The sequence below is a fragment of the Streptomyces sp. NPDC127119 genome (assembly GCF_042677425.1).
In the GTDB taxonomy this organism is placed as follows: domain Bacteria; phylum Actinomycetota; class Actinomycetes; order Streptomycetales; family Streptomycetaceae; genus Streptomyces.
In genome coordinates this window covers 1-12,382 of sequence record NZ_JBHXTO010000109.1, presented here as the reverse complement: position 1 = coordinate 12,382, position 12,382 = coordinate 1, and the positions used below count along the sequence as shown (strand labels likewise).

Here is a 12,382-nt window from a genome sequence, read left to right as displayed (position 1 = left end):
GCGCGACCGACCCCCACCGGCCCGCACCCGACAACGAAACCCCGGCCGGTGGCCGAACCACTCCCACCCGCACCACCCGGGCCCGGCGGCAAAAACCAACCCCACCTACTCCCCTGCGGGAGCATGCTCCGCAGAGGTCCGCGCATCGATCTCCCGCCAGAACCCCGCCCGGATCGCATACCGGTCATGCTCATCGATCTGATCGTCCTTGTGCGCGAGCAACCCGAACCGCGCCGCGTACCGCAACAGCTCCCCGTCGATCCGATGCGGCACCCGCGGATACATCGTGGACAGCTTCGGCAACTGCGTCTGGTCGGCCAACCGCTCCATCCACCGCCGCGCGAACACCTGCCCGACCTCGAACGGATCCCCACCGACCGTGGTGATGTCCTCCTCCCGGTCGGCCCACCGCTGCTCCGCCGAGGTGAGCTGCGCGAGCGTCGGCAGCAGCGCGGCCTCCGCGTTCTCCGCGGTGGCGGTACCGGGCCGGTCCACCCACCCCTTGTCGGACGACCAGCGCAGCGTCGCGTTCGCGGGCTGCTGCGCCGCCGCGGGGCCGGGCGCACCGGCCGGCCCGGGCGCCCGCAGCGCGGCCAGATCCTTCGGCGTGGGCACACCCTTCGCGGCCGGCACCCGCGCCTCCGAGCCGTTCCCGCCCGGCGCGGCCTGCGCGTGCTCGGCCTCCGCCGCGGTCCGTTCCCCCACGACCCGCTCACCGGCGGAGCCCAGCGTGGAGGACGGTGCGGAGCCGAGCCCGGCGCCCAGCGCGGACTCGGGCAGCGGCGCGGAGAGGATCGCGGCGATCTCGGGCCGCGGCACGGGCGGAGGCGCGCAGACCCCGCCGAGATCCTTGGCCCGGACGGCCTTGGTGATCCAGATCCGGTCGAGCACGCGCCGCTCGTCGGCCTCGGCGACGAGATCCTCGGACTGGTTGTAGTCGCCGTCCGCGGCCTGCACGGCCCACAGGTGCACGGCGACCCCGTGTTCCTTGGCGGCCATCATGCCGGGCAGCAGATCGCCGTCGCCGGTGACGAGCACGACGTCGGAGCAGGCCCGGTTGCGCGCCAGCTCGGTGAGCTCGGCGTGCATGGCGGCGTCGACGCCCTTCTGCGCCCACCGCCCGTCGCTGCGGGTCAGCGCGCCGAGCCGTACGGTGACCCGGGGCATCACCCGCAGCCTGCGGTGTTCCGGCTGCGGTACGCGGTCGGGGGCGCCGTCGAACCAGTAGATGCGCAGCAGGGGCCGATCCGTCTCGGACTCGGCGCGCTCGCGCAGCCCCTGGATGAGGGCGGCGTGGTCAACGGTGATCCGGGATCGTGAGGGTTCCCCGGCGAGGAGACTGGCAGCGGCCCCGAGCAGATAACCGGCGTCCACCAGGACAATGCAGCGGTCCACGCGATCCACCCTCTTTCCGGGAGGTTTGCTTCGGGCTTCCTTCGAGTCTGCCCGACCACGCGGAGGTTAACGGCCGGAACTCGATCTTCGGCGTGGCGGATCGGGATGTCACGCGCCCACAGGCCTTATTACGCACGGTAATTCTCCGAAATGCGTGACTCGTCAGCCTATGTGAGTCTGGTCCCGGCCCTGGCCCCTAAAAACCCCCGTAGGAGGCAGCACCATGGCCAAGAACAAGAACCGTAAGCAGGGCGGCGAACAGGACCGCTCGTCGCAGCCGGAGCGTGCGCAGGAGCAGTCCGAGCGGTCGTCGGCACAGGAGCGGCAGTCCCCGGTGTCGCAGATCCAGGGCAGCCCCGCCGATGTCGCCCGCAAGCACCAGAAGCGTTTCGGCCACAACTGAGCCGGGCGCACGGGCTCTTGCGGCCCAGGCACACGCCGAGGGGCGCACCCGTGCACGGGTGCGCCCCTCGCGCCGTTCCGGAGCCCGTCAGGCGGTCGTCGCCAGACAGGCCGGGCCCAGCAGCACCTTCAGGTCGCCGAAGAGCGCGGGGTCGGCCTTCACCCGGTGCCGGTCGAGCCGCAGGACCGTGGTCTTGCTCGGGCCCTGGAGCCGGATCCGCACCTCGCTCTCGCCCCGGTGGTGGCTGAGGATCTCACCGAGCCTGCTGATCATGGGCGGGGTGATCTTCAGGGCCGGGATGGTGAGGATCACGGGCGCGTTGGTGCCCGCGTTCGACAGGTCCGGGACCTGCAGTTCCATCGCGACCAGCCGCGGCACGTCCTCGCGCTTGTCGAGGCGTCCCTTGACGAACACCACGGCGTCCTCGACGAGTTGGGTCGACACCAGCTGGTACGTGGCCGGGAAGAACATGCACTCGATGGAGCCGGCCAGGTCCTCGACGGTGGCGATGGCCCAGGCGTTGCCCTGCTTGGTCATCTTGCGCTGGAGGCCGGAGATGATGCCGCCGATGGTGACGACCGCGCCGTCCCCGTGCTCGCCGCCGGTGAGCTGGGCGATGCCCGCGTCGGCCTTGTCGGACAGCACGTGCTCCAGGCCGAAGAGCGGGTGGTCGGAGACGTACAGGCCGAGCATCTCCCGCTCCTGGGCGAGCAGATAGGCCTTGTCCCACTCGTCGGTGGTGAACTCCACGTCCAGGCCGAAGCCCGGCTCGCTGTTGTCCGCCTCGCCCATGCCGCCGAAGAGGTCGAACTGGCCCTCGGCCTCTTTCCTCTTCACCGCGACCACGTTGTCGATCATCGGCTCGAAGTGCGCGGTGAGGCCCTTGCGGGTGTGCCCCATCGTGTCGAAGGCACCGGCCTTGATGAGGGATTCCGTGGTGCGCTTGTTGCAGGCGGCGGCCTCGACCTTGTCGAGGTAGTCGGGGAACGAGCCGTACTTCCCCTTGGCCTTGCGGCTGCGGATGATCGACTCGACGACGTTCGTACCGACGTTGCGGACGGCGGAGAGGCCGAAGAGGATCACGTCGTCGCCCTGCGCGGCGAAGTTCTGCTCCGACTCGTTGACGTTCGGCGGCAGGACCTTGATCTTCATGCGCCGGCACTCGTTGAGGTAGACCGCCGACTTGTCCTTGTCGTCCTTGACCGAGGTGAGCAGCGCGGCCATGTACTCGGCCGGGTAGTTCGCCTTCAGGTAGCCGGTCCAGTACGACACCAGTCCGTACGCGGCCGAGTGCGCCTTGTTGAACGCGTATCCGGCGAACGGGACCAGTACGTCCCACAGGGCCTGGATCGCCTCGTCGCTGTAGCCGTTCTTCCGGGCGCCCGCCTGGTAGAGGACGAAGTTCTTCGCCAGTTCCTCGGGCTTCTTCTTGCCCATCACGCGGCGCAGGATGTCGGCCTCGCCGAGCGAGTAACCGGCGATGATCTGGGCGGCCTTCTGGACCTGCTCCTGGTAGACGATCAGGCCGTAGGTGACCGCGAGGACCTCTTCGAGCGGCTCCTCCAGCTCCTTGTGGATCGGCGTGATCTCCTGGCGCTTGTTCTTGCGCTCCGCGTAGTTGATGTGCGAGTTCATGCCCATCGGGCCCGGCCGGTAGAGGGCCGAGACGGCGGAGATGTCCTCGAAGTTGTCGGGCTGCATCTGGCGGAGCAGCGAGCGCATCGGGCCGCCGTCGAACTGGAAGACGCCGAGGGTGTCACCGCGGCAGAGCAGTTCGAAGGTCTTGGGGTCGTCCAGCGGCAGGGCGAGCATCTCCAGGTCGATGCCCTTGTTGGCCTTCACCATCTTGATGGCGTCGTCCATGATCGTGAGGTTGCGCAGGCCCAGGAAGTCCATCTTGAGCAGGCCGAGCGACTCGCACTGCGGGTAGTCCCACTGGGTGATCGTGACGCCGTCGGTGTGGCGCGTCCAGAGCGGCGCGTGGTCGACGATGGGCTCGCTGGACATGATCACGCCGGCCGCGTGCACACCCATCTGCCGGACCAGGCCCTCGACGCCCTTCGCGGTGTCGATGACCTTCTTGACGTCCGGCTCGTTCTCGTACATCCCGCGGATCTCGCCGGCCTCGCCGTAGCGCGAGTGCTTGGGATCGGTGATGCCGTTGAGGTCGATGCCCTTGCCGAGGACGTCGGCGGGCATCGCCTTGGTGAGCCGGTCGCCCATCGCGTACGGGTAGCCCAGCACGCGCGCGGAGTCCTTGATGGCGTTCTTCGCCTTGATCTTGCCGTACGTGCCGATCATGGCGACCTTGTCGGCGCCGTACTTCTCGGTCACGTACCTGATCACTTCGACGCGCCGACGCTCGTCGAAGTCGATGTCGACGTCGGGCATGGAGACGCGCTCGGGGTTCAGGAACCGCTCGAAGATCAGTCCGTGCGGGATCGGGTCGAGGTCGGTGATGCCCATGGCGTACGACACGATCGATCCGGCCGCGGAGCCTCGGCCGGGGCCGACCGCGATGCCCTGCTTCTTGGCCCACATGATGAAGTCGGCGACGACGAGGAAGTACCCCGGGAACCCCATCTGGATGATGACGTCCATCTCGTACTCGGCCTGCTTCTGGCGGTCGTCGGGGACGCCGCCGGGGAAGCGGCGCTCCATGCCGCGGCGCACCTCCTCCTGGAACCAGGTGACCTCGGTGAAGCCGTCGGGGATGTCGAACTTCGGCATGAGGTTCTTCGCCTCGAACATGCCGGTCGTGTCGATCTGCTCGGCCACCAGGAGGGTGTTCGCACAGCCTTCCTGCCAGGCGTCCGAGGAGTCCACGGCGTACATCTCGTCCGTCGACTTCAGGTAGTAACCGGTGCCGTCGAAGCGGAAGCGGTCCGGGTCGGAGAGGTTCTTGCCGGTCTGGATGCACAGCAGCGCGTCGTGCGCGGTCGCCTCGTGGGCGTACGTGTAGTGCGAGTCGTTCGTCACCAGGGGCGGGATGCCCAGCTTCTTGCCGACGCGCAGGAGGTCGTCACGGACCCGGCTCTCGATCTCGATGCCGTGGTCCATCAGCTCCAGGAAGTACCGGTCCTTGCCGAAGATGTCCTGGTACTCGGAGGCCGCCTTGACCGCCTCGTCGAACTGGCCGAGGCGCAGCCGGGTCTGCAGCTCGCCCGAGGGGCACCCCGTGGAGGCGATCAGGCCCTCGGACCACTGGGAGATGGTCTCCTTGTCCATGCGGGGCCACTTCTGCAGCCAGCCCTCCGCGTACGCGTCCGAGGACAGCTTGAAGAGGTTGTGCAGGCCCGTGCTGTTCGCCGCCCAGATCGTCTTGTGGGTGTAACCACCGGAACCGGAGACGTCGTCGCGCTTCTGGTGCGGCTGGCCCCACTTGATCTTGCGCTTGTTGCGCCGCGACTCGGGGGCGACGTACGCCTCGATGCCGATGATCGGCGTGACGCCCGCCTTCTTGGCCGTGTGGAAGAAGTCGTACGCCCCGTGGAGGTTGCCGTGGTCGGACATCGCGATGTGCGACATGCCCATCTCGTTGCACGCGTCGAACATGTCCTTCAGCCGCGCGGCACCGTCCAGCAGCGAGTACTGGGTATGGACGTGCAGGTGCGTGAACGGCGGCTTTGACACGGCTTCGGCCTCCAAGAAGAACTGGCGTCGACGAGATCCCTACCGGCTGCGGACAGTCTGGGGGGACAGCCACGAAGTGTATGCCTGAGCACTGACACTCCGAGCGCTTCCCCCCGTACCTTCGGACGTACCTTCATCGGACGGTAAACGGGCACTCCCGTGCACCCCCGTCCGTTGGAGGATGACGGAGACAACCGCTCCGGCGGACCGCACATTCCGTCCCACTCGTCATGCACCACCTGCACCAGGAGGCACCCAGCGATGTCGGTTCCGCAGCTCAGCGCCGAGCAGCGCGGCGAAGAGATCCTCGCCGTCTTCAATACCGCCTTCGGCGATCTGCTGGCCGCCGATCCGGCCGCGTTCCGCGTGAAGTTCCGGAAGATGGCGGCCTCGGCGTTCGCGTTCTACCGCGGGACGGCAGGGCTCTTCTACCACGATCTGGAGCGGGAGAAGCGGGGCGGCCCGTACCTGGACGAGCGCACCTCGCGGGTGTGGATCCACGGCGACCTGCACGCGGAGAACTTCGGCACGTACATGGACGCCCAGGGCCGGCTGATCTTCAACGTGAACGACTTCGACGAGGCGTACGTCGGCCCGTTCACCTGGGACCTCAAGCGCCTCGCGGCCTCCGTGGCCCTGATCGGCTACGCGAAGGCGCTGAGCGACGAGCAGATCACCTCCCTGGTCCGGACGTACGCGGCGGCCTACCGCGAGCGCATCCACGCCCTGGCGACGGGCGCCAAGAGCGACGAGGTGCCGCCCTTCACGCTGGACACCGCCCAGGGGCCCCTGCTGGACGCCCTGCGGGACGCGCGCTCGCTGACCCGTTTCGGGCTGCTCGACTCGATGACCGAGATCCGCGACTTCGAGCGCCGCTTCGCGCCGGGCGGCGGCTCCATCGAGCTGGACGCGGCCACCCGCTACAAGGTCCTGGCCGCCTTCGACGGCTATCTGGAGACGCTGCCCGAGTCGTCCCTGGACCGCCCGGACTCGTACCGGGTGAAGGACGTCGTGGGCCGCCGCGGCATCGGCATCGGCTCGGCCGGGCTGCCCTCGTACAACATCCTTCTGGAGGGCGCCACCGACGCCCTGGAGAACGATGTGGTGATCTACATCAAGCAGGCGCAGACCCCGGCCGTCTCGCGGCACATCACGGACTCCTCGATCCGCGAGTACTTCCAGCACGAGGGCCACCGCACGGTGATCTCCCAGCGCGCCCTGCAGGCGCACGCCGACCCGTGGCTGGGCTGGACCGAGCTGGACGGCGCCGGCCAGCTGGTCGCCGAGGTCTCGCCGTACGCGGTGGACCTGGACTGGGGCGACATCGACGACCCGGAGGAGATCGCGGCGGTCGTCGCCGACCTCGGCCGGTCCACCGCCACCATGCACGCCGCCGCGGACGACGAGAGCGGCCACTCGGAGCTGGTGCCGTTCTCCACCGAGCGCGCCATCGACGCGGCGATCGCGGGCGACGAGGAGAACTTCGGCGACCTCCTGGTCGACTTCGCGCACGAGTACGGGGCACGCGCGCGTGAGGACCACCAGATCTTCGTGGACCTGTACCGCAACGGCCGCATCCCGGGGCTGTAGGGGTCTGCAGGCCCGGATCCGCAGGCGCGCGCGACCGCCCACAGGATCCCTTTAGGGGTCCCTTACAGGAGTACGTGACAGACTCTTCGGAACCATGGACATATCAGGGACCCAGCTCAGAGCCGTGCGCGCGGCGCTGTTCACGGCACTGGTCGTGACGCTCAGCACCGCGTCGCACGTGCTGCTGTCCCGGGTCCCCCTGCCGCTGGCCACCGTGGCCGCACTCGCCGGTGCCGTCTTCGTCGTCGCGTACGCGCTGGCGGGCCGCGAGCGCGGCTTCGGACGGATCGCCGCGCTGCTGATCCCGCTGGAACTGGCCGCCGACACGCTGTTCACCGCGGGCCAGCACGCCTGTTACGGCAAGGCGGGCGGCCCGGTCGCGGGCCCGCTGCGCTCGGTCGGTCTCGACGTGCTCTGCGGGGGCGGCGAGGTCGGCACCCCGCTGGCCCGGGTGACGGGCGGCGAGGCGACCCCCGCCGCGGCCCTGCTCGCGCAGGCCGACCCGGGCGCCGCCTGGCTGCTGCTCGGCGCGCACATCGGCGTCGGCCTCCTCGCCGCCGCCTGGCTCCGTCGCGGCGAGCGGGCCCTGGCCCAGCTCCTGGACGCGATGGCCGCCGCCACCTTCCGCCCGCTGCTGGTCGCGGTCGCCGCGGTGACCGTGCATCTCACTCCGGTGCGCCGGCTGCCGCGGCCCACGCGCCGGGTCGCCGCCACGCGTACGCGGCTCTTCGTGCACTCGATGGGACGGCGTGGACCGCCGTGCTCGGCCGTCACCGCCTGAGCACACCAGTCCCCGTACACCTGTCACACCCACGGAGAACCCATCATGAGCAAGCGGAACAGCCAGGCCTCGAAGTCGGCGGCCCGTGAGCGGCTGCGCGTCGAGCGCGAGCGGCAGGCCAAGCGCGACAAGGCCAAGCGGCAGATCGTCGTCGCCGGCTCGATCGTCGCGGTCCTCGCGATAGCCGGCGGCATCGGTTACGCCGTCGTACAGAACAACGAGCCCTCGAAGTGGGACGCGGCGGCCGACGCGAAGGTCGTCGCCCCCGCCAACACCAGCGGCAAGAACGGCTCGACCGTCGTCATCGGCGAGTCCAAGACCGACAACACGGTCCACCTCTACGAGGACCCGCGCTGCCCGGCCTGTGCCTCCTTCGAGCAGACGGTCGGCGAGACCGTCAACAAGGGCATGACGGACGGCGACTACAAGCTCTCCTTCACCCTCGGCACGTTCCTCGACGGCAACCTCGGCGGCGAGGGCTCGAAGAACGGCGTGAGCGCGCTCGGCGCCGCGCTGAACGTCAGCCCCGAGGCGTTCCTGGAGTACAAGACCGCGCTGTACTCCACGAAGTACCACCCCGAGGAGACGACCGACGACCTCGCCAAGGACAGCTACCTGATCAAGGTGGCGAACACGGTGGACGCGCTGAAGGACAACAAGAAGTTCCAGGACGCCGTCAACAAGGGCACGTACGACGCCTGGGCGATGAAGATGAGCAAGACCTTCGACGACGCCAAGGGTGTCGACTCGACGCCGACCATCAAGATCAACGACAAGGTGATCACGAACCCGAGCACGGTCGCCGACTGGCAGAAGGCGCTCAAGGACGCGGGCGTCACCAAGTAGCGCGTCCCGCGTGGGGCACCACGGGTGACGGATTCCGTAAGGGCGGGCGAACTTCTCCACGTTCGCCCGCCCTTCACGTCTTTACGCCTTACAGAAAGCCCTACCCATCAGTAATGTGACCGGCCGTGACCAGTCGCATCAGATCCCTCACCAGCCCCTCCGGCCCCGACTCCCCCGCCCCGAGCCGCCGTACGGTGGTCAAGGCGGCCGCGGCCGGCGCCGTACTCGGGGCCCCGCTCGCCGCGGCGCTGCCGGCCCGCGCCGCCGAGGCCCCCACGTTCCTGCACGGCGTCGCCTCGGGCGACCCTCTGCCTGACGGCATCCTCCTGTGGACCCGGGTGACGCCCACCGAAGCGGCGACCCCCGGCTCCGGGCTCGGCCCGGACGTCGAGGTCGGCTGGACGGTGGCCACGGACAAGGCGTTCACGACGATCGTCGCGAAGGGCTCCACCACCGCGACCGCCGCCTCCGACCACACCGTCAAGGCGGACATCCGCGGCCTGAAGCCCGCCACCGACTACTGGTTCCGCTTCTCCAGCGGCTCCGCCGACTCACCGGCCGCCCGCACCCGCACGGCCCCCGCCCACGACGCGGCCGTGGCCGGGATGCGCTTCGGGGTGGTGTCCTGCGCCAACTGGGAGGCCGGCTACTTCTCCGCCTACCGGCATCTGGCCGCGCGCGGCGACCTGGACGCCTGGCTGCACCTGGGCGACTACATCTACGAGTACGGCACCGGCGAGTACGCGACGCGGGACACCGTCGTACGCCCGCACGCCCCCACGCACGAGATCGTCACCCTCGCCGACTACCGCACCCGGCACGGCCGTTACAAGACCGACCCGGACCTCCAGGCCCTGCACGCCGTGGCCCCGGTCATCGCGATCTGGGACGACCACGAGTTCGCCAACGACGCCTGGTCGGGCGGCGCCGAGAACCACACCGAGGGCGCCGAGGGCACCTGGTCCGCCCGCCAGGCCGCCGCCAAGCAGGCCTACTTCGAGTGGATGCCGGTCCGCCCCGCCGTCGAGGGCACCACCTACCGGCGGCTGCGCTTCGGCAGGCTCGCGGACCTCTCCCTGCTCGACCTGCGCTCGTACCGCTCGCAGCAGGTCAAGGCCGGCAACGGCACGGTGGACGACCCGGACCGTACGCTCACCGGCCGGGCGCAGCTCGACTGGCTGAAGGCGGGCCTGCGTTCCTCCGACACCAGTTGGCGGCTGGTCGGCAACTCCGTGATGATCGCCCCCTTCGCCATCGGCTCGCTCTCCGCCGAACTCCTCAAGCCGCTCGCCGAACTGCTCGGCCTGCCCAAGGAGGGCCTCGCCCTCAACACCGACCAGTGGGACGGCTACACCGACGACCGCCGCGAACTCCTCGCCCACCTGCGGGACAACGCGATCCGCAACACGGTCTTCCTCACCGGCGACATCCACATGGCCTGGGCCAACGACGTGCCGTACAACGCCGGTACGTATCCGCTGTCGGCCTCCGCCGCCACCGAGTTCGTCGTCACCTCGGTGACCTCCGACAACCTCGACGACCTCGTCAAGGTGCCCGAGGGCACGGTCTCGGCCCTGGCGTCACCGGTGATCCGGGCCGCCAACCGGCATGTCCACTGGGTCGACACCGACCGCCACGGCTACGGCGTCCTGGACCTCACCGCCGAGCGGGCGCAGATGGACTACTACGTCCTCTCCGACCGTACGACCACGAACGCGACGGCGTCCTGGGCCCGTTCGTACCGCACGCGCAGCGGCACGCAGAAGGTCGAACGGACGTACGACCCGGTCTGAGCCCCTACAGGTCCCCGAACGCCTACAGCGTTTCGAGGAAGCCGAGTGCCACCCGCCAGGTGGCCTCGGCGGCCTCCTCGTCGTAGTCCGGGAGACCCGGGTCGGTGTAGAGGTGTCCGGCGCCCGCGTATCTGTAGATCTCCACGTCGGCCCCCGCCTTGCCCATCTGCAGATACCAGGCGGTCAGCCAGTCGTCGGGCTCGAAGGCGTCCGGCTCGGCGACGTGCAGCTGGACCGGCAGCTCGTCCACCGAGGCGGTCTCCGCGATGTCGGACGTACCGTGCAGGAGCAGCAGGCCACGGGCCTTGTCGTCACCGAGCGCCAGGGTCTGCGCGGTCGCCGCGCCCAGCGAGAACCCGGCATACACGAGCCCCCGCTCCGAGTAGGGCGCCGCGGCCAGGACGGCGCGCTTGAGCAGCTCCTCCTTGCCCAGCTCGTCCTTGAAGGCCATGCCCTCCTCCACGGTCTCGAAGGTGCGCCCCCCGAAGAGATCGGGCGTCCACACCTCGTGTCCGGCCGCGCGCAGGCGGTCCGCCGCGTCCCGCACCGCGGGCCGCAGACCGAAGGTCGAATGGAAGAGCATGATGTTCATGAGGCCATGGTGCCAGCCACCACTGACACCGCAGTCGCCTCAGATATGACGGGGGCCACAGGTTAGTGACCCCCGCGGGCCGGTTACGGTCGAAGGCATGGAGAACGTGCTTCGCCCGCTGATCGTGATCGGTGGCTCCGTCGTACTGACGCTGCTGGTCGGCTGGATCGCCGACCTGCTGCTGCGACGCGCCGATCAACGCCACCCCCAGGTCCAACTGTGGGGCCTGCTGCGCCGCTGCCGTCTTCCGCTGCAGTTCGTGATGTGCGCCGCTCTGCTGAGAGGGTCCTACGACCAGGCCGAGATCGGCGCCGACCACTCCGCGGGGATCGGCCAGACCCTGAGCCTGGTCCTCATCGGTTCCGCCGCCTGGCTCATGGTGCGGATCGCCACGGCGATCGTCGAGTCCTCGTACTCCCGTTACGCGCATGCCCACCGCGATCCGGCCAGGGTCCGCCGGGTCCGTACGCAGGTGACGCTGATCCAGCGTGTCGTCTCCGCGATCGTCGGTGTCGTGGCGGTCGCCGCCATGCTGCTGACGTTCCCGGCGATGCGCGCGGCCGGTGCCTCCCTGCTCGCCTCGGCCGGCATCCTCGGCATCGTCGCCGGTGTCGCCGCGCAGTCCACGCTCAGCAACATGTTCGCCGGGCTGCAGATCGCCTTCGGCGACATGGTGCGGCTCGGGGACACGGTGGTGGTGAACGGGGAATGGGGCACGGTCGACGAGATCACCCTCACTTTCCTGACCGTGCGCACCTGGGACGAGCGCCGGTTCACGATGCCGGTCTCCTACTTCACCTCGCAGCCGTTCGAGAACTGGTCCCGCGGCGGCGTGCAGATGACCGGGACGGTCTTCTTCCACCTGGATCACAGCGCGCCCGTCGAGGAGATGCGCGACAAGCTCCGCGACATCCTGCGCGAATGTCCGGCGTGGGACGGGCGCGACTACGGTCTCGCGGTCACCGACTCCACGCCCAGCACGATGGAGGTGCGGGCGCTGGTCACCGCGAAGGACGCGGACGACGTGTGGACGGTGCGGGTCACCGTCCGCGAGCAGATGCTGCGCTGGCTGACCGTCCACCATCCGTACGCGCTGCCCCGCGTCAACACGGCCGACGCGATCCTTCCGCCGGGTGCGACGCCGCACACGAACGGCGCGGACGCGCACCGCCCGCGTACGACCACCCGCGGCCGAGTGGTGGAACCCCCGCGCACGGGCCGCGGCTGACCCGTCCCCCGAACACCTTCGGGTGCGGCCCCGGTGGGGGCTTGTCGCGCAGTTCCCCGCGCCCCTTGTCAGGGGGCTGCGCCCCTGACAAAAGGGCAGGGGCGCAGCCCCGCTCTTTAGG

At 69.6% G+C, this 12,382-nt stretch carries 9 protein-coding genes; 6 read left to right on the top strand and 3 right to left on the bottom strand.

The features are described 5' to 3' along the window. Window positions 1-105: 105 nt before the first annotated feature. Window positions 106-1,395 carry an NYN domain-containing protein gene (locus tag ACFVH5_RS32770; RefSeq protein ID WP_385837347.1) on the bottom strand — a complete coding sequence of 430 codons (1,290 nt, stop codon included), beginning with the start codon at window positions 1,393-1,395 and terminating at the stop codon, window positions 106-108. A 223-nt stretch (window positions 1,396-1,618) separates the two neighbouring features. On the opposite strand from ACFVH5_RS32770, the gene ACFVH5_RS32765 reads away from it, so the two are divergent. Further along, on the top strand, window positions 1,619-1,798 hold the full coding sequence (locus ACFVH5_RS32765; protein WP_384808030.1) for a hypothetical protein: 180 nt from the start codon (window positions 1,619-1,621) through the stop codon (window positions 1,796-1,798). An 87-nt stretch (window positions 1,799-1,885) separates the two neighbouring features. Here ACFVH5_RS32765 and dnaE read toward each other — a convergent pair whose 3' ends face one another. Beyond that, the gene (gene dnaE, locus ACFVH5_RS32760) at window positions 1,886-5,431 is read right to left on the bottom strand and encodes a DNA polymerase III subunit alpha (RefSeq protein WP_384808028.1); all 3,546 of its coding nucleotides are present in this window, start codon (window positions 5,429-5,431) and stop codon (window positions 1,886-1,888) included. Between the two features lie 261 nt (window positions 5,432-5,692). Here dnaE and ACFVH5_RS32755 point away from each other — a divergent pair, with 261 nt between their 5' ends. From ACFVH5_RS32755 to ACFVH5_RS32740, 4 genes are all read left to right on the top strand, one after another. Further along, window positions 5,693-7,021: a DUF2252 domain-containing protein gene (locus tag ACFVH5_RS32755; protein WP_384808026.1), complete on the top strand. Its 1,329-nt coding sequence runs from the start codon at window positions 5,693-5,695 to the stop codon at window positions 7,019-7,021. Between the two features lie 94 nt (window positions 7,022-7,115). Further along, the gene (locus tag ACFVH5_RS32750; protein ID WP_384808024.1) at window positions 7,116-7,802 is read left to right on the top strand and encodes a hypothetical protein; all 687 of its coding nucleotides are present in this window, start codon (window positions 7,116-7,118) and stop codon (window positions 7,800-7,802) included. A 45-nt stretch (window positions 7,803-7,847) separates the two neighbouring features. After that, window positions 7,848-8,648, top strand: coding sequence for a DsbA family protein (locus ACFVH5_RS32745; protein WP_385837346.1), 801 nt, complete (start codon window positions 7,848-7,850; stop codon window positions 8,646-8,648). Window positions 8,649-8,773: 125 nt separating this feature from the next. Then, the gene (locus ACFVH5_RS32740; RefSeq protein ID WP_385837345.1) at window positions 8,774-10,441 is read left to right on the top strand and encodes an alkaline phosphatase D family protein; all 1,668 of its coding nucleotides are present in this window, start codon (window positions 8,774-8,776) and stop codon (window positions 10,439-10,441) included. Between the two features lie 22 nt (window positions 10,442-10,463). On the opposite strand, the gene ACFVH5_RS32735 is transcribed toward ACFVH5_RS32740, so the two are convergent. Then, window positions 10,464-11,033 carry a dienelactone hydrolase family protein gene (locus ACFVH5_RS32735; protein ID WP_385837344.1) on the bottom strand — a complete coding sequence of 190 codons (570 nt, stop codon included), beginning with the start codon at window positions 11,031-11,033 and terminating at the stop codon, window positions 10,464-10,466. 97 nt (window positions 11,034-11,130) lie between these two features. On the opposite strand from ACFVH5_RS32735, the gene ACFVH5_RS32730 reads away from it, so the two are divergent. After that, on the top strand, window positions 11,131-12,261 hold the full coding sequence (locus ACFVH5_RS32730) for a mechanosensitive ion channel family protein (protein ID WP_385837343.1): 1,131 nt from the start codon (window positions 11,131-11,133) through the stop codon (window positions 12,259-12,261). Window positions 12,262-12,382: the final 121 nt, after the last annotated feature.